The sequence below is a fragment of the Chelatococcus albus genome, assembly GCF_030067675.1.
Classification (GTDB): domain Bacteria; phylum Pseudomonadota; class Alphaproteobacteria; order Rhizobiales; family Beijerinckiaceae; genus Chelatococcus_A; species Chelatococcus_A albus.
This window is the reverse complement of sequence record NZ_JASJEV010000008.1, coordinates 56598-78799: the sequence shown is the minus strand read 5'-3', so window position 1 is coordinate 78799 and position 22202 is coordinate 56598. Positions and strand designations below refer to the sequence as shown.

General features: G+C 68.1%; 21 protein-coding genes. 8 read left to right on the top strand and 13 right to left on the bottom strand.

The window, feature by feature from the left end:
* The first annotated feature begins 29 nt into the window (after window positions 1-29).
* The 3 genes from lgt to pgeF are packed head-to-tail and all read left to right on the top strand — an operon-like array spanning window position 30 to window position 2840.
* A complete protein-coding gene (gene lgt / locus QNA08_RS13670) occupies window positions 30-911 on the top strand; it encodes a prolipoprotein diacylglyceryl transferase (protein ID WP_283741284.1) in 882 nt (293 codons plus the stop codon).
* Window positions 908-2044, top strand: coding sequence for a class I SAM-dependent methyltransferase (locus QNA08_RS13665; protein WP_283741283.1), 1137 nt, complete (start codon window positions 908-910; stop codon window positions 2042-2044). The genes lgt and QNA08_RS13665 overlap by 4 nt, the downstream gene beginning before the upstream one ends.
* A gap of 25 nt (window positions 2045-2069) precedes the next feature.
* The gene (gene pgeF / locus QNA08_RS13660; protein WP_283741282.1) at window positions 2070-2840 is read left to right on the top strand and encodes a peptidoglycan editing factor PgeF; all 771 of its coding nucleotides are present in this window, start codon (window positions 2070-2072) and stop codon (window positions 2838-2840) included.
* Here the strand turns inward: pgeF and QNA08_RS13655 are convergent.
* Both QNA08_RS13655 and QNA08_RS13650 read right to left on the bottom strand, forming a co-directional pair.
* Window positions 2830-3597: an SDR family oxidoreductase gene (locus QNA08_RS13655; RefSeq protein WP_283741281.1), complete on the bottom strand. Its 768-nt coding sequence runs from the start codon at window positions 3595-3597 to the stop codon at window positions 2830-2832. The genes pgeF and QNA08_RS13655 overlap by 11 nt on opposite strands.
* Window positions 3594-4391 carry a glycosyltransferase family 2 protein gene (locus QNA08_RS13650; protein ID WP_283741280.1) on the bottom strand — a complete coding sequence of 266 codons (798 nt, stop codon included), beginning with the start codon at window positions 4389-4391 and terminating at the stop codon, window positions 3594-3596. The genes QNA08_RS13655 and QNA08_RS13650 overlap by 4 nt, the downstream gene beginning before the upstream one ends.
* 248 nt (window positions 4392-4639) lie before the next feature.
* On the opposite strand from QNA08_RS13650, the gene QNA08_RS13645 reads away from it, so the two are divergent.
* Window positions 4640-5278: an outer membrane protein gene (locus tag QNA08_RS13645; protein ID WP_283741279.1), complete on the top strand. Its 639-nt coding sequence runs from the start codon at window positions 4640-4642 to the stop codon at window positions 5276-5278.
* A 178-nt stretch (window positions 5279-5456) separates the two neighbouring features.
* Window positions 5457-6134: an outer membrane protein gene (locus QNA08_RS13640; RefSeq protein WP_283741278.1), complete on the top strand. Its 678-nt coding sequence runs from the start codon at window positions 5457-5459 to the stop codon at window positions 6132-6134.
* A gap of 541 nt (window positions 6135-6675) precedes the next feature.
* On the opposite strand, the gene QNA08_RS13635 is transcribed toward QNA08_RS13640, so the two are convergent.
* From QNA08_RS13635 to QNA08_RS13595, 9 genes are all read right to left on the bottom strand, one after another.
* Window positions 6676-7092 carry a GFA family protein gene (locus QNA08_RS13635; RefSeq protein WP_422679920.1) on the bottom strand — a complete coding sequence of 139 codons (417 nt, stop codon included), beginning with the start codon at window positions 7090-7092 and terminating at the stop codon, window positions 6676-6678.
* Window positions 7093-7375: 283 nt separating this feature from the next.
* Complete coding sequence (locus QNA08_RS13630; protein ID WP_283741277.1) at window positions 7376-7981, bottom strand: glutathione S-transferase; 606 nt, start codon at window positions 7979-7981, stop codon at window positions 7376-7378.
* A 113-nt stretch (window positions 7982-8094) separates the two neighbouring features.
* The gene (locus QNA08_RS13625; protein WP_283741276.1) at window positions 8095-8943 is read right to left on the bottom strand and encodes a 23S rRNA (adenine(2030)-N(6))-methyltransferase RlmJ; all 849 of its coding nucleotides are present in this window, start codon (window positions 8941-8943) and stop codon (window positions 8095-8097) included.
* 171 nt (window positions 8944-9114) lie between these two features.
* On the bottom strand, window positions 9115-9816 hold the full coding sequence (locus tag QNA08_RS13620) for a ribonuclease T2 family protein (RefSeq protein ID WP_283741275.1): 702 nt from the start codon (window positions 9814-9816) through the stop codon (window positions 9115-9117).
* 167 nt (window positions 9817-9983) lie between these two features.
* Window positions 9984-10424 (bottom strand): hypothetical protein, encoded by a 441-nt coding sequence (locus QNA08_RS13615; protein ID WP_283741274.1) that lies wholly within the window; start codon window positions 10422-10424, stop codon window positions 9984-9986.
* A 122-nt stretch (window positions 10425-10546) separates the two neighbouring features.
* A complete protein-coding gene (locus tag QNA08_RS13610; protein WP_283741350.1) occupies window positions 10547-11077 on the bottom strand; it encodes a winged helix DNA-binding protein in 531 nt (176 codons plus the stop codon).
* 135 nt (window positions 11078-11212) lie between these two features.
* Window positions 11213-12187 (bottom strand): TRAP transporter substrate-binding protein, encoded by a 975-nt coding sequence (locus tag QNA08_RS13605; RefSeq protein ID WP_283741273.1) that lies wholly within the window; start codon window positions 12185-12187, stop codon window positions 11213-11215.
* A gap of 40 nt (window positions 12188-12227) precedes the next feature.
* Entirely contained in the window at window positions 12228-13535 is a 1308-nt protein-coding gene (locus QNA08_RS13600; RefSeq protein WP_283741272.1) for a TRAP transporter large permease, read from the bottom strand.
* Window positions 13536-13538: 3 nt separating this feature from the next.
* Window positions 13539-14084, bottom strand: a complete 546-nt coding sequence (locus tag QNA08_RS13595) for a TRAP transporter small permease (protein ID WP_283741271.1) — start codon at window positions 14082-14084, stop codon at window positions 13539-13541.
* Between the two features lie 351 nt (window positions 14085-14435).
* Between QNA08_RS13595 and QNA08_RS13590 the strand changes: the two genes are divergently transcribed.
* Both QNA08_RS13590 and dapB read left to right on the top strand, forming a co-directional pair.
* Window positions 14436-18071 (top strand): hydantoinase B/oxoprolinase family protein, encoded by a 3636-nt coding sequence (locus tag QNA08_RS13590; protein WP_283741270.1) that lies wholly within the window; start codon window positions 14436-14438, stop codon window positions 18069-18071.
* Between the two features lie 274 nt (window positions 18072-18345).
* Window positions 18346-19158, top strand: coding sequence for a 4-hydroxy-tetrahydrodipicolinate reductase (gene dapB, locus QNA08_RS13585; protein WP_283741269.1), 813 nt, complete (start codon window positions 18346-18348; stop codon window positions 19156-19158).
* Here dapB and QNA08_RS13580 read toward each other — a convergent pair.
* Window positions 19152-20195 (bottom strand): extensin-like domain-containing protein, encoded by a 1044-nt coding sequence (locus QNA08_RS13580; protein ID WP_283741268.1) that lies wholly within the window; start codon window positions 20193-20195, stop codon window positions 19152-19154. The two genes, dapB and QNA08_RS13580, sit on opposite strands and share 7 nt — an antisense overlap.
* 779 nt (window positions 20196-20974) lie before the next feature.
* Window positions 20975-21301 (bottom strand): hypothetical protein, encoded by a 327-nt coding sequence (locus QNA08_RS13575; protein WP_283741267.1) that lies wholly within the window; start codon window positions 21299-21301, stop codon window positions 20975-20977.
* 270 nt (window positions 21302-21571) lie between these two features.
* Here QNA08_RS13575 and QNA08_RS13570 point away from each other — a divergent pair, with 270 nt between their 5' ends.
* On the top strand, window positions 21572-21871 hold the full coding sequence (locus QNA08_RS13570) for a hypothetical protein (RefSeq protein WP_283741266.1): 300 nt from the start codon (window positions 21572-21574) through the stop codon (window positions 21869-21871).
* Window positions 21872-22202 lie beyond the last annotated feature (331 nt).

Below are 22202 nucleotides of genomic sequence, written 5' to 3'. Positions count from 1 at the left end.
ACAGTGGCGACACCGCCAGAGGAGACCGAATGCCGCTCTTTGCCATTCCCTTCCCGATGATCGATCCGGTGATCGTCACCATCGGGCCCTTCGCGATCCGCTGGTACGCGCTCGCCTATGTCGCCGGATTGGTCGGCGGTTGGCTCTATGCCCGGTGCCTTGTTGCCGGCGAGGCCCTGTGGGGCGGTCTGAAGCGACCGACGGCGGCCGAGCTCGACGACATGCTCGTCTATGTCGCCTTCGGCGTCGTGCTCGGCGGACGACTCGGCTACGTGCTCTTCTACAATTTCGCCGAATTTCTCACCCATCCCCTGGAGATCTTCGCCGTATGGAAGGGCGGCATGTCCTTCCACGGCGGTCTCACGGGTGCAGCGGTCGCCATCTGGCTGTTCGCCCGCTCGCGCGGCCTGCCGGTCCTGTCGCTCTTCGATCTGGCGGCGACGGTGGCGCCCATCGGCCTTTTCTTCGGCCGCATCGCCAATTTCATCAACGGTGAGCTGTGGGGGCGCGCGGCGCCGGACGTGCCCTGGGCGGTGGTCTTCCCCAACGGCGGCCCGGTGCCGCGCCACCCGAGCCAGCTCTATGAAGCCTTCGCAGAAGGACTGGTGCTCTTCGGCGTTGTCGCGGTGGCCGTGCGTCTCCTCGGCTTCCGCCGTCCGGGGACAATCGCCGGCATCTTCGGCGTCGGCTATGCGCTCGCCCGCAGCGTCTGCGAGTTCTTCCGGGAGCCCGATCCGCAGCTCGGCTTCCTCTTCGGGGCAGGGGTATCGGCGCTGGGCGGCGGCGTGACCATGGGCATGGTGCTCAGCCTGCCGCTCCTCATCGCCGGGCTCGCGCTCATCCTCGCCGCACGCGCAGGCCGCACGTTGCCTAAGGGCGAAGCCCCGTCACGGGGAGATGCCGCGGCGTGAGCGCGGCCGCCCCGGATACGCCGCTCGCGGCCGAACTGAAGCGTCACATTGCGCTCGAGGGGCCGATTTCGGTCGAGCGCTACATGGCGCTCTGCCTCGGCCACCCGCGACACGGCTACTACATGACGCGCGATCCCTTCGGCGCGCGCGGCGACTTCGTCACCGCCCCCGAGATCTCGCAGATGTTCGGCGAGCTCGTCGGTCTCTGGGCGGCCGAGACGTGGCGTCTGATGGGAGGTCCGGCGCGCCTCAACCTCGTCGAGCTCGGGCCCGGGCGCGGCACGCTGATGGCGGACGCGTTGCGGGCAGCCCGGGCGCTTCCGGCCTTCCGCGAGGCTCTCGCCGTGCATCTCGTCGAGACGAGCCCGGTCCTGCGCGAGCGGCAGCAGGTGGCGCTCGCCTCCTCCGGCATCACTCCGACCTGGCACGCGACCGTCGATAGCCTCCCGGACGGGCCCCTCGTGGTCGTTGCCAACGAGTTCTTCGATGCGCTCCCGGTGCGCCAGTACCAGCGTACCGAGCGCGGCTGGTGCGAGCGCCTCGTCGGGCTGGGAGACGACGGCGCGCTCGCTTTCGGCCTTGCGCCGGAGCCCGAACCGGCGCTCACGCTGGCGGCGCCGGTCGGATCGGTGCGCGAGGTCGCGGCCGCGTCGGGCGAGGTCCTGCGGGCCCTCGCCGGGCGCATCGTCCGCTTCGGGGGCGCGGCGCTGGTCGTCGACTACGGCCACGTGGCGTCGGGCTTCGGGGAAACCCTGCAGGCGCTCAAGGGCCACGCCTTCGTCGATCCCCTCGCCGAGCCGGGCGAGGCCGACCTGACGGTGCATGTCGACTTTACTGCCCTCGCCTGCGAAGCGCTGGCGGCGGGAGCGGCCGTCCACGGGCCGGTGATGCAGCGGGATTTCCTGCTTGCGCTGGGCCTTGCGGAGCGCGCCGGTATGTTGAAGCGCCGCGCCGCGGCCGACCAGGCGAGGGCGATCGATGCCGCCGTGGCGCGGCTGACCGACGCGGGCAAGACCGGCATGGGCCGGCTGTTCAAGGTGCTCGCTGTCGCCTCGCCGGCACTGCCCCTGCTGCCAGGGTTTGACAGACGGCAGGCGCCCGACGATGCCAAGGGAAGCAGCGCCGCCGGCTGATTCAGGCGGACCTGGGGAAGACCGCATGTTCATCGAGGCCGACATCCTGAAGGACCTGCCCGGCATCCGCCATGCCTTCTTCACGCGGGAGGGCGGCGTGTCGCAGGGCATCTATACCTCGCTCAACGGCGGCGTAGGCTCGGCCGATGATCGGGAGGCGGTGGCCGAGAACCGGCGCCGCATGGCAGCGCATTTCGGCGTCACGCCGGAGAGGCTCCTCGGGCTCTACCAGGTGCACTCGTCGGACGTCCTCGTCGCCGACGGACCCTGGCTCAACGGCGAGCGCCCGAAGGCAGACGCCATGGTGACGGCCACCCCCGGCCTCGTCCTCGGCGTATCGAGCGCCGACTGCGGCCCGATTCTCTTCGCGGATGCGGAGGCGGGGGTCGTCGGCGCGGCGCATTCGGGCTGGAAGGGCGCCTTCACGGGGGTGGTCGAGGCCGTTCTCGACGCGATGGAGCGCATCGGCGCCAGGCGCGAGCGCACGCTCGCGGTGCTCGGCCCCACCATCAGCCGTGCAGCCTACGAAGTGGGGCCGGAATTCGTCGCCCACTTCCGCGAGGCGGATGCAGCGAATGCGCGCTTCTTCGCTGCTTCGCCGCGGCCCGGCCACGCGATGTTCGACCTGCCCGCCTACATCGCTGCGCGCTGCGCCGCTGCGGGCATCGGCCGCTTCACCGACCTCGGTCTGTGCACCTATGCCGATGAGCGCCGCTTCTACAGCTACCGCCGCACGACGCACCGGGGCGAGCCCGACTACGGCCGGCTGATCTCGGCGATCGCCCTCACTCGTTGATTCCGACCACGTCGGGCGTCTGCCAGATCAGGTGCTGACCGCCGTCGACCGCGATGGTCTGGCCGGTGATGCTCGCCGCGCGCGCGAGAAAGAGGACCGCCTCCGCCACCTCCTCGGGCGAGGCGCCGTGGCCGAGCGGCATCGCGGCGCTCTGGCGGGCGAAGTCGGCCGGGTCCTGCCGGGCGCTCGACAGGGTCGGTCCCGGCGCCACCGCATTGACGCGGATGCGCGGCGCGAGCGCCTGCGCCATGGTCTTCGTCGCCGTGTGAAGGGCCGCCTTGGTCAGGGTGTAGGAGAGGAACTGCGGCGTAAGCTTCCACACGCGCTGATCGAGGATGTTGATCACGGCGCCCGCCGCGCCATCCGGCAGTCCGTTGGCGAGGTCGCGTGCCAGCAGGGCGGGCGCTCGCAGGTTGACGGCGAACTGCCTGTCCCACAGGGCGGCGTCGAGCGTCGCGACCTCGTCCGGCTCGAAGATCGAGGCGTTGTTGACGACGAGCGTCACCGGGCCGAGGGCCGCTCGCGCCGCCGGCATGATGCCCGCGACCGCCGCGGCGTCGGCGAGGTCGGCCTGCACGACGGCGGCCCTCCCGCCGCGGGCGACGATCTCGCCCATCAGCCGTTCGGCCTCGCCGCGCGAGCGGCGGCAATGGATGGCGACGGCATAGCCCTCTGCTGCCAGACGCTCGACGATGGCGCGGCCGATGCGCCGCGCGCCGCCGGTGATGAGGGCGACTTCCCGCACCGCGCCCGTCACGGCTTTCCGCTCCTGCGGGAGCGGGCGTTGAGGCGCCGCTCCACGTGCTTGGCCACGCGCAGATAACGGAAGAAGGCGAAGTTCATCGCCGTCATGAAACCGTAGGTGCCACGCAGGAAATGGCGCCGGCCGATATAGGCCTTCAGGAAGGCGGCCGGAAACTCGACGAACAGGCGCAGGGTGGGCACGCTGATGCCGCGCTTGTCCAGGTCATCGGCCTGCGCATCCGTATAGGCGTTGAGCTTGGCGATCTGGTGCCCGATCGAGCGCACCGAGAAATGGTGGATCGTGCCCTTGAGGCGCTCGACGCGCGCCCCGGCAGCGAGATCGACGCGGTCATGAACCGTGGACGGGGAGTAGCGCCCCTTGTCGCGGCGGTAGAGCCGCACCGGGGCCAGCGCGTAGGCCAGGGAGTGGGGGGCTGATTCGCCCGGGAAGATCTCCGCGATGCGGATCTCGTAGGCATCGGCGGCCGGCTCGCCCTGGGCGAAGAGGTCGGCGATCTCGGCGGCGAGGTCCTCGGGGATGACCTCGTCCGCGTCGATATTGAGGAGCCAGTTGTGGCGGCACTGGTCCTCGGCGAAGCGCTTCTGCGGGCCGTAGCCCGGCCAGGCGTTGACGAAGACGCGCGCCCCCAGGCTCTCCGCGATCTCACGCGTGGCATCGCTCGATCCCGAGTCGACGACGACGAGATCGTCGGTGAGCTCGCGCACGGCGCGGATCGTGCGCCCGATGCGATCAGCCTCGTTGAAGGTGATGATGAAGGCGGAGATCGGCGGTGTCGCGCTGCTCATGCAATCCATCTCTCGGCTCGAGTCGGCTTTTGCACGGGCAGCGCCCGGGTGCAAGCGTCGCCATAGGTTGCGTGGCCGAAGGTGCCTCGGGGAAAGGGGGCGGCAAGGTTATGCGAAGGTAAATGCAGTTAAGAAGATTTTAGCCGCGTTTGCAGCTTTTCCGGTCCCTGCCGTTCATTCGCCCGGTCCTCTGAACTATCAAGCCTCGCGAGGTGACGGGGCGCATCGATCGGATAACGAGGATGCTCATGAAGATGCTTTGGTGCGGCAGGTCGGTGGCGGTAGCGGGCCTTGCGCTCGGCCTGTCGCTGGCGACGGATGCCGCATGGGCGTCGGACCCCTACGCCTACAACGGCGGCACGAGCAGCAGCGGCTACGGCGCCGGATCGGACTGGCGCGGTGCCTATGTCGGCGCGCACGCCGGCGGCGGCATCGGCAGGGGCGGGCCGCTCAACACCTCCGGGTTTGTCGGCGGCGTGCAGGCGGGTTTCAATGCCCAGGCCGATCGCGTGGTCATCGGCGTCGAAGGCGATGTCAGCCTCTCGTCGGTGGACAACAAGGGCTACTCCGAGAAGTACCGCCAGCGGTGGCTCGGCAGTCTGCGCGGCCGGGCAGGCTACACGTTCGACCGCCTGCTCGTCTACGGCACCGCCGGCATCGCCGGCTCCGGCCAGCAGTACAAGGATTCCGTCACCAAGAGCGACAAGACGCATGTCGGCTGGGTGATCGGCGCCGGTGCCGAACTGCAACTGTCGCGGTCGATCTCGATGCGCGGCGAGTTCCTGCGCTATGAACTCGGCAGCGAACGGTACTATACGACGGCGCGCAGCGGCAGCATCGACACCTCCACCAATGTGCTCAGGGGAGGCGTCAACCTGCGCTTCTGAGCCGGTTAACGGGGTTTAGGAATGTGACGCGTCACGACCCATACCCCGCCACAGTGCTGCCACAGTGCGCCATGGCGTTGTGGCAGCTTCGCAACAGACGCGGACGCTGCGTTGCGATAGAGAGATGCAACACGCGGATCGGACGAAGCGCCGGCCGCCAATGAAGAAGGAGTGAGTGATGAAGAAGGTTCTCCTCGCGGGCGTTGCCGCTCTCGGCCTCGTCGCTGCCGCCGGTGCCGCCAGCGCTGCCGACCTGCCGAGCCGCCGCGTCGCCCCGGTTGCCCCGGCGCCGGTCGTGCCGGTCTTCACCTGGACGGGCTTCTACGTCGGTGTGAACGCCGGCTACGGCTTCGGCGAGTTCTCCAAGGGCGCCGGCTTCGACGATCCGGACGGCTTCATCGGCGGCGGCCAGATCGGCTACAACTACCAGTTCGGCCAGTTCGTCGCCGGCCTCGAGGCCGACATCCAGTACGCCGACCTCAAGGGCTCCACGAGCGCCCTGCGCTTCGCCAACGGCAACGTCGGCACGGGTCGCGGTGAGGTCGAGTACTTCGGCACGGTGCGCGGCCGCGTCGGCGTCGCCTTCGACCGCGCCCTCGTCTACGTGACGGGTGGTCTGGCCTACGGCGAGACGAAGTTCTCGGGCGTCGACACCACGGCCGGCATCGCCTTCTCGAAGTCGGACACGCGCACGGGCTGGACCCTCGGCGGCGGCATCGAGTATGCCTTCACCAACAACCTGACGGCCAGGGCCGAGTACCTCTACGTCGACCTCGGCGACAACCGCTACTACGGCGTCAACAAGGCCGGCACCGAGTTCTCGGTCGTCCGCGCCGGCCTCAACTACAAGTTCTGAGCCGATCGTTCGGATCTGAACCACGGAAACCCGGCAGCCTTGGCTGCCGGGTTTTTCGTTTGTCCGTGCTCTTCACGGCGCGCAGGAAAAGGCCCTTCCGGGATCCGCCACAGGGCGGAGCGATGTCCCACCAGGGACCGAGGGGCGGTCAGATCGAGGCGGGTCTGGAGGCCGAAGGTCACTCCGCGCAAAACATGATCCACCACTCGCCGGACCCAACCACGAAGCGGCCGATACGCCGACTTCGGAGAGAAGCCAGAGACCTGGCGCGACAGTCAGCTCACGCCCCGCACCGGAACGCGCTCGCCGAGCACGATCTTCGCCACATGCATGACTGCTCGCGCGCGCCCCGGATCGCCGTGGCCCCGCTTAGCATCCTTCGCTACGCGTCCGGCGTCCATCAGGTCACGGACCAGTTTCTGCGTCCGCGCCTCGGGAATCGCCGGGTTGCCGGCCCGCCACAGCCGGCCGGCAACCAGGGTGTGTCGCGCCCATCGGGGGTGATGGGATAGCTCCGGTCCATGCTACGAGAGCGCCAGTGTCAGGCGCCGGAATCCTGGCGATCACGCGCGTGCTGCTCTGCGCCCTTCTGGTGCGCCAGCCACGGCTCCCGGCGGATGGTCCAGAGTTCATAGGCTGGCACAAGCGCGCTGGGCGGGCTGTCCAATGTGCCGAGCTTGATTTCGATCTGGTCCGACTCGTCATTCCAACTAAAGAGCGATGAGCCGCATTTCGGGCAGAAGCGCTCACCTCCCGCCCGGCTTTGCCAGCATCCGAGCTCGCCCGACAGGGTTGCGCTGGCCTTGGGCCAGATTCCGAAGAAGGAGAAGGCTGAGCCAGACTCCTTCCGGCAGGTCTCGCAATGGCAGATGCCGACGCGGATGGGCTCGCCGTCGAGTTCGTAGCGGACCTGTCCGCAGTTGCAGCCACCGGAAAGCTTCATCGTGATCTCGCGCATTCTGGGTTTTCGCCGCCATGGGCAGCAGACCAACGGCGCCTGGTCCGGGTCGGTTTCAGAAACCGTGCCCGACGGCTCCAGTACCCTGCAAGGCTTTCTAGCCTACCAGGAGACCTCGATTAACGTCCGCTTTCGACCCATCTTAGACATTCTTGAACGTTCGTCGCGCCGGGCGCTGGACTGATACCGCCCAATAGAGAAGCCCACCGGCGGTTTCGCAGGCGAGCGTTCGGCTTGGGGCGGGGAGACGTCGCGAGCCGCTCCCCCTTCGGTTGGGTCCGTCTCAGGGCGTGGCCTTCGTCTTCTCGAAGGCGGGCACGCGGGCAGCGAAGGTGTCGAGCCAGGCGACCAGCTTCGGATGGTCGGCGCGCCAGCGTCCAGCGAAGCGCAGGTCGAGATAGCCCAGCGCGCAGGCGACAGCGATATGGCCGACGTTGATGCGCTCGCCGAGGGCGGGCGGCGCGGCTTCGAGCGCGGCGAGGCCCCGTTCCACCTTCCCGGCCTGGAGCGCGAGCCACTTCTCCTCGTGCTTTTCGGCTGGACGGTAGCGGCCCTCGTAGACCTGGAGGAGGGCGGCATCCATGATGCCGTCGGCGAGAGCTTGGCGCGCGAGCACGGTGAAGCGCTCCGCCCCGTTGGGCAGGATGCGCCCGCCGCCGGCGAGATGGTCGAAGTATTCGAGGATGACGCGCGAATCGTAGAGTGTCGTGCCGTCCTCGAGGACGAGCGTCGGGATCTTGCCCAGCGGGTTCTGCCGGCGCAGCGAATCGTTCGGGTCAGTCGTATCGGCGTTGACTACCTCGATTCGGTCCATGAGGCCGAGGAGGTAGGCGGCGATCTTCACCTTGCGGCCGAAGGGGGAGGCGGGTGAGGAACGAAGCGTCAGCATCAGGCAGCTCGCGGATGGGCGGGACGAGGTGCGCGCACCCATTCCGGCGTGCGCCGTCGCTCTTGTGGCCCATCGGGCGCGGGGCGGCAATGCGGGGCGGCGCAGACGAGCCCCTATTCGGGCGCGATCCAGGCCGAGCGGAATCCGCCGCGTCCGTTTCGGCCGAGGCGCTCCGCAAGCGCCGGCAGCAGCACCTCCGCCTCCTCCTTCAGCGTCCAGGGCGGGTTGATTACGACGAGGCCCGAACCGTTGAGCCGCGCCGGGTCGTCCGTCGCATCGACGAGGAGCTCGAGGCGCAGCACCTTGCGCAGACCACGCGCCGCGAGGGCATCTGCGAAGTGCTGGATGGGGGCCGCATCCTTGATCGGATACCAGCCGACGAAGATGCCGGTCGGCCACTTCCGCCAGGCGCGGGCGAGCTCCTCGCCGAGGCGCTCCAGTTCGCCCGTGGCCTCGTACGGGGGATCTACGAGGACGAGGCCACGACGTTCCTTCGGCGGAATCATCGCGTGCAGGGCGGTCCAGCCGTCGAGGGCAAGGGGCTTGATGCGCCGGTCGCGAGCGAAGAGCTCGGCCAGCGTCTCGCTGTCGACCGGATGGCGCTCGACGACGATGGCGCGGTCGTCGCGCCGCAGCATCGCCCATAGCAGCATGGGTGAGCCCGGATAGGCCATCGGCCCGAAACGCTCCCGCACGGCGGCGATCGCGGCGCGATAGGGGGCGATGAGGGTCTCGGCCGCGGGCATGGCGAGGGGGCTCTCGAGGAGCCCGATGCCGCCCTGCCACTCGCGCGTCTTGCCGGCCTCTTCGGCTTCGAGATCGTAGAGGCCGATGCCGGCATGCGTGTCGAGCACGCGGAACGGCGTCTCCTTCTTCAGGAGATGCGCCAGGATGCGCGCGACAAGGGCATGTTTCATCACGTCGGCGAAATTGCCGGCGTGATAGGCGTGTCGATAATTCATTCCCGTCTTGCGGTTCGGCTACGGGTCCCTGTCCGGCCGGTTCCGTCGGCGCCGACGGCCTGCGGGCCGCCGCACAGCCCACCCTTCATCGCGACCTGCGATGGCACGTTGCACAGGGGCGCGCAAGGCGTCCCGAGCGCGCGGACGCAGACAGCGAGGGAGGCCCCGGTCTCAGCGGGGGGCTTCGACCTTCACCATGCCGCCGCGGCAGCCCGTGCGGTCGAGCTCGGGACAGATGCGGAAACCGCGCAGGTCCTTGGAGAAACAGATGCGCACCTCCTGCAGCACGCCGCGCCGACAGGAGACGGACATCATGTCCGGGCGCAGGCCGGGATTGGCCGCGGCGAAAGCTCGCTCGAGATCGAGGGGGGTCCAGTTCTGGTCGCCATCGGGCTTCTCGAAGGCCGGAGGCAAGACGATCGCCTCACGCGCCTTGCGCACGTCGGCGAAGTAGTCGGTCGGGCTCTTACCCGAGCAGGTGCCGTGCTTGCGCCATTGGTATCGGGCGAGCCCCTCGTCGGGATAGAGGCCCTTGGCCGTGTCGAGGGCGAGGCGCGAGGGCGTGCGCACCATCGGCTCGCATTCCACCGGATAGCCCCGCTCGTACTGCGGCCAAAGCCCGTGCACGACGAAACCGAGTCTGGCGCCGGTCTCGCATTGGTCGCGGTTCCTGGCATCTCCCTCGAGGGTGCAGAAGCCCGGCGACCAAGAGAGAGCCAGGACGTAGAAATCGAACTGCCCGGCGGTCGCGCCCTTCTGTACGCCAGCCTCCGCGCCGCGCGGCTGGGCGACCGCGGGCGTGATGCCCAAGGCGATGGCGAGAAGGGCGACGGCGAAGCCGATCGGTGTAGTGCGCAAACGAGAATAGCTCATGCATATCCCCTCTGGCGCCTTCGATCCATCGTCTCGGGGAGGCGCGTCCAATTTGATCAAGAATGATGGATTGGTGCTGGTCGGGGCTTTAGGGCGCGTGGCCGGACCGGAGCCCGGCAGGATGAAAGAGGCTCAGGAAAGGCGGAGCGGAAGGCAATCGCCTCGGCTCAGGGACGAGCTTCCTTGCACCAGGGTGCATAGGCCCAGTTGCGATCGAGCCCGGTGACGCACCATTGCACGTTCCAGCCGATGCCGATCGGTCCAAGATCCTCCCGCATCGAATAGTGGACGGGTCGTTCGTGGCCGTCAGAGACGAGCGCCAGCGCCGAACAGAACTGACGCGGAATGTAATCGGCCCCCCACGGCCGCCAGGCCAGCGGGCGCACCTTGACGAAGCTGTCGATCCGAAGGCTCGACCGCCAGTAGTTCGCCTCCTTCGAGGCGAAGTTGCTCGCGATGTGGGAGAGGACGGCCGGATCATCGCAGGCAGGCAGCCGGCCGGTCCACGGGATCTCGCGCGCCTCCGCGGGGATCTGCTCGCGCCCGGCGGCGGGGGCCGTGAGAGCGGTCGCGGAAGCAAGAAGGGTGAGGGCAAGAAGCGCGCGCATGACGTCTCCGTCGCTGTCGATGCGATCACGAAACGACGATGCGGGGCGGCGTGCCTTCGGTCAAGCCCGGCGGTGCAAGCGTACGCTCGCCGGAGTGCTTTGGCGGATGCGCGGGGACACGCTCAAAGGGAGGCTGCGGCCCGCGCCGCCTGGTCGTAGTGGCCCGACAGCGCGCGCATGCGGCTCGCGATCTCCGACAGGGCCTTCTCGTCGAAGCCGAGGCCCTTCACCGCCTTGACGAGCAGCGCCTCGCGGATCTCGCGGTAGCGCAGGCACGCGGCCTCGCCCGCCTCCGTCACGGTCACGACCTTCTCCTTGCCCTGCCTGCCGCTCTTCACGAGCTTCAGCCGCTCGAGCTTCTTCACCGAATAGGTGACGAGATGCGTGTCCTCGACATTGAGCACGAGGCAGATGTCGGCGAGGCGCTTGACCTTGCCGCGATGGTTGACCGAGTGCAGGACGAGTACGTCGAGGGCGGAGAGCTCGGGGATGCCCGCCGCCGCCATGCCGCGCACCATCCAGCGGTGGAAGGCGTGACTGACGAGGATGAGCCCGAACTCGAATTCCGAGAGAGACGGCATCTGGCCCGCGGCGAGGTGCGCCGACGAGACGATGGGGCCCAGCGCCTCCGATGATGTCGTGCGATCGCCCATGGTCATCCGTCGCGTGCTCGCTTCACCTCGGGACCGGCAAGCCGCGGGGGCTCGCCGACGACCGCCGCGAACCCATCGCGGCGGCCCGGAACGTCGGGAATGCGGCACTCTTCGCGCCGCGCCCGTTCGGCCGTTTCAGTTCTTCTTGTAAGCGTCGAGGACCGATTGTCCATCGGCGCCGGCCTTCTTCAGCCAGTCGGCGGTGAGCTGCTCGCCGATCTTCTTGAAGCCGGCAGCCAGCGTCGGGCCCGGGGGCTGAACCTTCATGCCCTTCGCCGCGAGCTGCTCCAGGTACCACTTCGTCTTGTCTTGGGCGAGCTTCCAGCCTCGTGCCTCGGCGGTGGCGGCCGACCTGAGCAGCGCATCCTGGGTCGGCTTGTCGAGGGCGTCGAAGGCGGCCTTGTTGACGAAGACGATGTTCTTCGGGATCCAGGCCTGCGTATCGTAGAAGTGCGTAAGGCTCTCCCAGATCTTCGAATCATAGCCGGTTGCGCCCGAGGTCATGAGGGCGTTGACGACGCCGGTCGCGAGCGCCTGCGGCAGTTCGGCAGCCTGGATCGTCACTGGCTGGGCCCCGACGAGATCGGCGATGCGCGCCGTTCCGACGTTGTAGGAGCGCCACTTGAGGCCCTTCAGATCCTCGACGGCGTTGAGCTCCTTCTTGGCATAGACGCCCTGCGGTGGCCAGGGCGTGGCGTAGAGCACCATGAGGCCCTGGGCGGCCAGCTTCTTCTCTATGGCAGGGCGCGAGGCCTGCCATAGCTTCCTCGCCTCCTCGAAGCTCGAGGCCAGGAAAGGCACCACGTCCACTCCGAAGATCGGATCCTCGTTCTCGTGCAGCGAGATCAACACCTCGCCGGCCTGTGCCTGCGCGGTCTGCACGGCGCGCTTGATCTCGGGCGCCTTGAACAGCGAGGCGTTGGCATGGACCGTGATCTGCAGCTTGCCCCCGGTCGCTTCGCCAACGTCCTTGGCGAACTGCATGAGGTTCTCGGTGTGGAAATTGTCGGTCGGATAGGCCGACGGCAGGTTCCATTTGGTCTGCGCCGCAGCGGGAGCCACGGACGAAAGACCTGCGGCCACGCAGGCCGCGAGCAGTCTGAGCTTCATCAAACCATTCCCCTTCATTGACGTCACTCCTTACGCACGGTCAGTCCGGAAAGGCCACCTTCGGCAGGAACATCACGATGTCCGGAAAGATTGTGATGACGGCGACCGCCACCACCAGCAGGAAGAAGAAGGGCAGAGAGGCTAGTGCCACCGTGTTCGAATCCTTGCCGCTCATCGTCTGCAGGACGAAGAGATTGAAGCCGACGGGCGGCGACACCTCCGCCATCTCCACCACGAGCACCAGGAAGATGCCGAACCAGACGAGATCGAATCCGGCGGTCTTCACCATGGGGATCACCACCGCTGTGGTGAGCACGATCATGGAGATGCCGTCGAGCGCCGCGCCAAGGAGGATGTACATCGCCGTCAGCGCCGCGATCAGGGCGAAGGGGCTCAGGTTGAGCCCGTCGACCCATTGTGCCAGCGCCACCGGAATGCCGGTGTAGGCCATCGACGTCGACATGAAAGAGGCCCCGGCGAGGATGAGCATGATCATGCAGGTGATGCGCGTCGTGCCCATCACGCTCTGCCAGAAGGAGTCCCAGCTCAGGTTCCCCGACCACCAGGCGATGGCGAAGGCGCCGACGACGCCCCAGGCGGCGCATTCCGTCGCCGTCGCCCAGCCGAGGAGCAGCGTGAGGAAGACGAGCGAGATGAGGAGAAAGCAGGGAATGAGATTGGCGGAGGCCGCGAGCTTTTGCCTGAGCGTCATGGGCGGCTCGGCTGGCGGCGTCTTGCTGGGATTAAGCAGCGACCAGACGGCGATGTAGCCGGAATAGAGCGCCATGACGAGGAGCCCCGGCAGGAAGCCCGCCAGGAACACCTGGATGATCGAGACGTTGGCCGCCACGGCGTAGACCACCATTGTGATCGACGGCGGGATGAGGATGCCGAGCGTACCGGCGCCGGCGAGGGAGCCGAGGCTCACCGTTTCGTCGTAGCCGCGCTTCTTCAGTTCCGGCAGCGCGATCTTGGCCACTGTGGCGCAGGTCGCGGCGGACGAGCCCGACACCGAGCCGAAGATGCCGCATGCGAGGACGTTGACGTGCATCAGGCGCCCGGGGAGCCAGTTCAGCCAGGGGGCGAGGCCGCGGAACATCTCCTCCGACAGGCGCGTGCGGAAGAGGATTTCGCCCATCCAGATGAAGAGGGGCAGGGCGGCGAGCGTCCAGGACGCGCTGTTGCCCCATATGGTGGTGGCGAGCACCGAGCCGGCTGGAATTCCGCCGGCGACGAACTGCATGCCCACCCAGCCGCAGGCCATCAGGGCGATGGCGATCCACACACCGCCGGCGAGCAGCGCGGCGAGCAGCAGGAAGAGCAGGCCCGAAATCTCGATCATGCCCATGGGTCAGACCCCGCTCTGGATGGCGCGCTCCACTACCTCTTCGGCGGTGGTCGCAGGCGGTTTCTCGTAGCGGGGCATGCCGCCGCGCACCACGTGCGCGAACTCATCGACGAAGGCGATGAAGAGGACGACGAGACCGCCGGAATAGCCGAGCTGCGGGATCCACAGCGGCACCGCAACCACCCCCTGGGCCATGTCGTTGAATCGCCAGGAGTCGTAGGTGAGCAGCGCTGCGTGCCAGGCGAAGAAGCCGACGAAGCCGAGGCCGAGAACGAGGGAGAAGATCTCGAAATACCAACGCTTTCGGCCGTCCAGACGGTCGATCACCAGGCCGACGCGAATCATCTCGCCGGACTTGAACGTGTGGGCGAGGCCCAGGAAGGCCATCGCGGCCATGCACCAGGAGGCGAAGTCGTCGCCCGCGGGAATGTTGAAACCCACCTGCCGGCCGACCGACAGGAGCATCATCAGCACGAGGATTGCGACGAGGAACAGGCCCGCTGCATATCCGGCGAGGAGATAGAGACCGTCGAGGCAACGCCGCAGCATCGTCAGCGCTCCCGCATCCGGCGTTGCGCATGCACCGCACCGGCGGCGCGCCGTGCACGCTGCGGCCGGCCCCCGCAATACCCTGTAGGCGCGCACGGTGCATGCGCGCCGGACATCGTCCAAGCGGTCATCCTAAGCCTCCCACCCGGCGCGCAGCTTCCCCTTTTTTTAGCTGCGGCCATTACGAGCATGCTAGCGATCGACTCTTTCATGTCAACAAAATGTTGACGTTTTATCGCCGACCTGCTTCCCTCCCACATCATGGCGGGTCACCGGGAGCATGGGGCTGCCGGGGCACCCGAGGCAAGGTTTCTTCGCGGCGCTCGGCGCCAGGCAGTGGGAGATGGCGGCATGACGACCGGCCGGTGGGACTTCTGGATCGACCGCGGCGGCACCTTCACGGACGTCATCGGGCGCGATCCGCGGGGCGTCCTGCACGCCCGCAAGCTCCTGTCCGAAAACCCGGAGGCCTATCGCGATGCCGCCGTCCAGGGCATCCGCGACCATCTCGGCCTGAAGAAGGGCGAGCCTATTCCAGCCGGGCTCATCGGCGACGTGCGCATGGGCACCACCGTCGCGACCAACGCCCTCCTGGAGCGCAAGGGCGACCGCACGGCCCTCCTCACCACGAAGGGCTTCCGCGATGCCCTGCGCCTCGGCTACCAGGCGCGGGCGAAGATCTTCGCCAGGAACATCGTCAAGCCCGAGGAGCTCTATGCCGCCGTGGTCGAGATCGACGAGCGTGTGCTCGCCGATGGCACGGTGGAGAAGGTACCCGATCCGGCGGCCATCCGCCGCGAGCTGGAGGCGCTGAAGGCTGAGGGCTTCGACGCCGTCGCCATCGTCTTCATGCATGGCTACCGCTATCCCGCCCATGAGGCGCTGGCTGCGAAGATCGCGCGTGAGATGGGCTTTGCCCAAGTCTCGGTCAGCCACGAGGTGTCGCCGCTCGTCAAGCTCGTCGGCCGTGGCGACACGACGGTGGTCGACGCCTATCTCTCGCCCATCCTGCGCCGCTACGTGGCGCAGGTGTCGGAGGAGCTCGATGTTGCGCGTACCGGTGCGCGCCTCATGTTCATGATGTCCTCGGGCGGGTTGACGGCGGCCGAGCTCTTCCAGGGCAAGGACGCCATCCTGTCGGGGCCCGCCGGCGGCGTCGTCGGCATGGCAGAGACCGGCCGCTCCGCCGGCTTCGACCGTGTCATCGGCTTCGACATGGGCGGCACCTCGACTGACGTTGCCCATTTCGACGGCGAATACGAGCGCGCCTTCGAGACCGAGGTCGCCGGCGTGCGCATGCGCGCCCCGATGATGCTCATCCATACGGTCGCCGCCGGCGGCGGCTCCATCCTGCACTACGACGGCTCACGCTTCCGCGTCGGGCCCGATTCGGCTGGCGCCAATCCGGGGCCGAAGTGCTACCGGCGTGGCGGGCCGCTCGCCGTCACCGATGCCAATGTCATGCTCGGCAAGCTCATCCCGGACTTCTTTCCGAAGATCTTCGGGCCGCATCAGGACGAGCCGCTCGACGCCGAGGCCGTGCGGCGGGCCTTCACGGCGCTCGCCGAAGAGGTGGGTGACGGCCGCACAGCGGAGGAAGTGGCCGACGGCTTCGTGCAGATTGCCGTCGCCAACATGGCAGAGGCCATCAAGAAGATCTCGGTGCAGCGCGGCTACGACATCACGGCCTATGCGCTCAACTGCTTCGGCGGCGCCGGCGGCCAGCACGCCTGCCTGGTGGCCGACGCGCTCGGCATGACGCGCATCCTCATCCATCCCTTTTCCGGCCTCCTCTCGGCCTACGGCATGGGCCTCGCCGACGTGCGCGCCACGCGCCAGAAGGCCCTCGACGTGCCGCTCGACGGTGCTGCCCCCGCTGCCGTGACCGCCCTCGCCGATGCGCTCGCCGCCGATTGCCTGGCCGAGCTCGACGCCCAGGGCATCGCGCGCGCTGACGTGGAGACCCACGTTCGGGCGCATGTGCGTTACGCCGGGACGGACACTGCCCTCGTCGTGCCGGCGGCCTCCGCCGAGGCGATGAAGGCAAGCTTCGAGGACGACCACCGCCGCCGCTTCGGCTTCATCGACGAGACCAAGGCCCTCGTCGTCGAGGCGGTGGAGGTCGAAGCCGTGGGCGGCGGCGCCCGCTTCGACGAGGCCCGCGCCGACGAGGCGGCGGACGGGCGGCCGCAGGCGGCGCGGCAGACGCGCTTCTTCAGCCAGGGAGCCTGGCACGAGGCCGGCATCTTCTTGCGCGAGGCACTGAAGCCCGGCCATCGCATCCCGGGCCCGGCCATCGTCATCGAGCCCAACCAGACCGTCATCGTCGAGGAGGGCTGGGAGGCGCGGCTCTCTGCGCGCGACCATCTCGTGCTCGAGCGGGTGAAGACTCTGCCGAAGCGCACGGCCATCGGCACCGAGGCCGATCCAGTCATGCTCGAGATCTTCAACAATCTCTTCATGTCCATCGCCGAGCAGATGGGCGTGACCCTGCAGAACACCGCCTATTCGGTAAACATCAAGGAGCGGCTCGACTTCTCCTGCGCCGTCTTCGACCAGGAGGGCCGCCTCGTCGCCAATGCGCCGCACATGCCGGTGCATCTCGGCTCCATGGATCGGTCGGTCGAGACCATCATCCGCCAGAATCCGGTGATCCGGCCGGGCGACGTCTACGCGCTCAACGCGCCCTACAATGGCGGTACGCACCTGCCCGACATTACCGTGTGCACGCCGGTCTTCGACGAGAAGGGCGATAAGATCCTCTTCTGGGTGGCGAGCCGCGGCCACCATGCCGACATCGGCGGCGTGGCGCCGGGCTCCATGTCCCCGCGCGCTACGACCATCGAGGAGGAGGGCGTCTACATCGACAACTTCAAGCTCGTCGATGAGGGCCGCTTCCGGGAGAAGGAGCTGATCGACCTCTTCCTGGGCGCGAAGTACCCGGCGCGCAACGTCGTGCAGAACGTCAACGACCTCAAGGCGCAGATCGCGGCGAACGAGAAGGGCGTGGCGGAACTGAAGAAGATGATCGCCCATTTCGGCCTGCCCGTGGTGCAGGCCTACATGGGCCACGTGCAGGACAACGCCGCCGAGGCCGTGCGCCGCGTCATCGACCGGCTGCACGACTCCTCCTTCGACTACGAGATGGACCAGGGCTGCGTCATCCGCGTGAAGATCACGGTGGACAAGGAGAAGCGCGAGGCAACCGTCGATTTCACCGGCACCTCCGAGCAGCGCGGCGACAACTTCAACGCGCCCGCGCCCGTCACCCGCGCCGCCGTGCTCTACGTCTTCCGCGTCATGGTGGACGACGAGATCCCCATGAACGCTGGTTGCCTCAGGCCGATCAGGATCGTGGTACCGGAGGGCTCCATGCTCTCGCCGCGCTATCCGGCGGCGGTCGTCGCGGGCAATGTCGAGGTGAGCCAGGCGGTGACCAACTGCCTCTTCGGCGCGCTCGGGGCGCTCGCCGCTGCCCAGGGCACCATGAACAACCTCACCTTCGGCAACGACCAGTACCAGTACTACGAGACGATCTGCTCCGGCGCGCCGGCAGGGCCCGGCTTCGACGGCGCGGCGGGTGTGCACACGCACATGACGAACTCGCGCCTCACCGATCCAGAGATCCTGGAGTCGCGCTTCCCCGTCGTGCTCGAGGACTTCCACATCCGCGAGGGCTCGGGCGGCAAGGGCAAGTGGAACGCCGGCGACGGGACGAGCCGCACCATCCGCTTCCGCGAGCGCATGGACTGCGCCATCCTCTCCGGCCATCGTCGCGTGCGTCCCTTCGGCCTCTTCGGCGGTGAGGCGGGCGAGGTCGGCCACAATCTCGTGCGTCGCCGCGACGGCCGTATCGAGGAGATCGGCGGTCGCGACCAGACCGTGCTCGAAGCGGGCGAGGCCATCACCATCATCACGCCCACCGGCGGCGGCTATGGCGATCCTGCCGAGCGCGCCGTGGCCACGGCGCCCTTGGGGGCCCGATAGGTCGCCTGCACCCGGCGCCGTCGGCTCCGAGCGGTGCGCCGCCCGCCGGTCATCCCGGAAGCCGGGCGGGCGGCTGTCCGGATGGCCGCTCGCGGACGTGCCGGTCAGACCGGAGATGCGGGATGGGCGTCCGGCCGTGGACGTCGGTGATGCCGGGAACGTTGGTGCGCCCGTAAAGCCGCCTTGCCACGGGCCGGCGTCGTGACATCCTGATCGACCTCACCGTCCGGCCCGCCTGATTCAGGACGTTTCGGCCGCATCAGGAGTTGAATGCATGGTTCGCGTCGTCGTCGCAGGCTCCACCGGCTGGGTGGGGCGGGCGCTCGTTTCCGCCATCCTCGCGTCGGAGGATCTGAAGCTCGTCGGCGCCGTGTCGCGCTCGGCGGCAGGGCGGGATGCGGGCGAGGCCATCGGGCTGAAGCCCGTCGGCGTCATCGCCCGCGCCACCCTGGAGGAGGCGCTCGCCGAGCCCTCCGACGTCGTCGTCGACTATACGAAGCCGAGCGCGGTCAAGGCCCATGCGCTCACCGCCATCGCCGCCCGGCGGCACGTCGTCGTGGGCACTTCCGGCCTCAGCGCCGAGGACTATGCCGAGATCGATGACGCGGCGCGCGAAAAGGGGGTGGGCGTGCTCGCCGCCGGCAATTTCTCCATCACCGCCACGCTCCTCAAACGCTTTGCTCTGGAGGCGGCGAGATACGTGCCCGACGTCGAGATCATCGACTATGCCTCGGCCAAGAAGCCCGACACGCCCTCCGGCACGGCGCGGGAGCTTGCAGAGGTCTTGTCCTTCGTGCGCCAGGAGCCGACGTCGAAGCCCGTCGACGAGCTGTCCGGCATCCACGAGACGCGCGGGGCGGCCATCGGCCTGTCGACGCCGGTGCAGGTGCACTCCTTGCGGCTGCCGGGCTTCGTCCTGTCCTGCGAGGCCATCTTCGGCCTGCCGGACGAACGGCTCGTCATCCGCCACGATGCAGGGGCATCGTCCGCTCCCTATGTCGCCGGCACGCTGCTCGCCATCCGTCGCGTCAACGAGCACGTCGGCCTGCGCCGCGGCCTGGACAGCCTGATGGACGAGGGTCAGTAGCGCTGGCTGCCGATCGTGCCCGGCGGGCGCAGGCCGCCGGGCGGCACGCCGTAGGAGCCGTAGGCGGAACCGTAGGCCGGCGGCGGACCCTTGACGACGGGGGCGGAGGCGGGCGGGCGGTAGGCGTCCGCCCTGGGTGCGGGGGCCTGGGACGGCGCCGAGCCCGCCCCGTTCGCCGCGTCGTCGATCACCTCCTCGTCGGGCAGTACCTCCTCGCCGGCGGGTGTCTGCCGGTAGCCGTCATGGATCGTCATCGGCGGCCCGCCCCCGGGCGTGGCGCCCGGATAGCCGGCCTCCCCGTAGCCGCCCCGGCTCGCCGCGACGGGTGTCCGGCCATAGTCCGGCGAGCCAGGCGGCGGCAGGCGGGGGGTGAACTTCAGGATCGGCTTGCAGATGGTGCGGCCGCGTGCGTGGCGCGCCAGATCCATGTGGATGTGGTCGTAGTGGAAGGCATCCGACCCCGGCGCGAGCACGGTGGTGAAATAGTTGCAGGCGCCGACGAAGACCTCGCGCAGGAACTCCTGCTCTGCCTCGGCACCGCGCCAGCCCTTGACGACGCTGACCTCACGCCCGTCGGCGAGGCGGAATGCCATGACGTCCACCGCATTGCCGAAGGAATGCTCGGAGCGCCTGGCCCCCGGCTGGCCGTTCATCGAGCGGCAGGAATAGGAACCGGCGCGCAGCTCCGCAACGCTCGTACCGAAGTAGAGGGAGGCCGCCGGCTGCACCACCTCGGCGAGCCAGCGGTCGACCATGGAGACGGCCGGGCAGGCGAGAATGGCCTTCGATTTCAGGCCCACTGTGCCGCCGGCGAAGGCGGAGAGGCGAAACGGGTGGTCCATGCCGCAGGCGCCAGGGCCGTTGATGGCGCGCATAGGCTCCACATAGGCGGAGGGCTCGACGAGCTTCTGGGCGAGGCAGGCCTCCTCCGCCTCGCTGCGCCAGGGCTCGCGCTTCTCGAAGAGCATGAGCCCGCAGCCGGCGAGGGCGCCGCAGACGGTCGTCGCAGCAAGGATTTTGGCGACCCTGCGCGCCATAACGCAACACTCCGCGCGCCTCGGGTGCCTCCCGGACACCCCGATCTGACGCGGAGAATGCGCGGCATTGTCCTAACGCTTCCTCAACGCCGAGGGGGCTTCGCCCACGGCGGACGCTGCCGTTTCCCGGCCGAACAGCCCTTGCGCCCCATGGTCGCAGCCGGTGGTGCCCCCCGCGCCGGACTGTTCAATCGTTGCGCTTCGATCGGTTCAATTTTTCCTGAAATGTCCCTGTATGGCGAACCTATACTGCCGGCATGCTATGCAGCCGCGCCGGTCATCCACATGCCGACGGCAAGAACTTGCGATAATTCTTCAATGGGTTAACCCCTTGTTCAGGATATTGATCTTGGCGCGTTGTTGCGATGCACAATGGAACCTGCTTCGCGCTCGGGCGTTTTGCTGCTAGTCTCACCCCTCGGGTCCATGACAGGGAGGTCATGATGGGCCTGACGTTGAAGCTCAGCGTTCAGCATCTGCTGAACGTCGTAGCGATGGGCGCTGCTTTCCTTTTGATCGGCGCAATCGTGCTCGGAGCGATCTGAGGCGCGCATTCGCGCAGGCTGCCTCGGGCACGAAGAACAGAATTCAGTCAGGTGTCACCGCGACAGACCGCCGCCGGGCCGCCCCCCGGCGGCGGCACGCATTGGATCAATATGCTGTGGATCAACCCGCAACCGGGCGGCATCGCCAGATGCGGAAAAAGTGAACGATACCAATGAATTGATCATCGAGCCTGCAGAAGGTGGCATCCGACCTTCGGCATCATGCGCCGGGGTTCAGGACTCCGGACAGGTCTCGCCCGTCACCTGCCAGGAGGTGTTGTTGAGCTCCATGCCACAGACGGCACGACGGGGGCCGTCGCTCGTCCTGATGCAGGCGCTCTCGCCGAGCTGGAAATCATGGCCTTGGGCGCGGCAGGTGCAGGGGTGCGGCAGCACGAGCTGCCGGTCCGGATGCTGCTGCGAGGGCCAGACGCGCATCGGCGTCTCAGCCGTCGCGGCCGGCGGGAAGGAGACCGCCGCGGCGGCGAGAAGCGCAAGAACCACCAACCCGGCCCCGAAAGCCGGCTTGAGGCCGTGAGCTCGGTCGATCCGGCGGGGCATCGAAGCCTCCTTCCGCCGTGACAAATGAAGGGTCGCGCCGTCGCCCGGCGCCGTCAAGCAGGTGCGAGGGCGCGGGACATGTGCGGTAGCGCGGGATGGAGCGGGGCGCCGCGACGGAGTTTAGGCGAAGACGTCGTTCATCGAGCACAGGCGATGTCCTTGCGACCGGATGACGTAGAGGTACTTCGTGCAAAGAGGCGGGCGATTGTGTAAAATAATTGCCATAGGGTGCGTCGGTTCGCATCATGCGGCAAGGGAAGGAGGCACCTTATGAATGCGATGATTGTCTTCCTCATTCTGCAACTAATCGCGGGTGCCATCGGCGGCTGGGTCGTCGGCTCGTTGCTGAAGCAATACAGCCTCGGCCACGCCGGTGACGCGGTAGCCGGTCTCGTCGGCGGCGTCGTCGGCGGTTGGCTCCTGCCGGCACTCGGATTGCCGATGGGCACGGAGCTGACGGTCGGCGCCATTATCTCGCATGCCGTCGCGGGCTTCATCTCCGGCGGCGTGCTGATGATCATCGTCGGCGTCGTCCGCGACCTCATGACGGGCGGACACAAGCACGCCTGACGGGCTAAGCCCCCGCATCGGCAGAAGGACTGGCGCGCGGCTCACGGCCCGCGCCAGTGCTTTTTCATCCCGGGGCGGGCGCGGCTGGCGGGGGGCGAGGTCGCAGTAGACGGCGATCCAGTACAGGGCGCCGTCGCGGTCGAGGTCCCGCTCTGCAAGGAAGGCGTGCAACAGCACCTCCGTGCGGCGCCCAGCCCGCGGCGGAGCGCGGCCTCACGCGAGCGCTTCCAGCCTCGGGAAAGGTTGCGCATGGGAGCAGTTTGGTGATGCAGAATGCAAAATCAGTCCTTGGTCCCATTAAGAGTCCGTTTGAGAATGGGATCAGCCACTG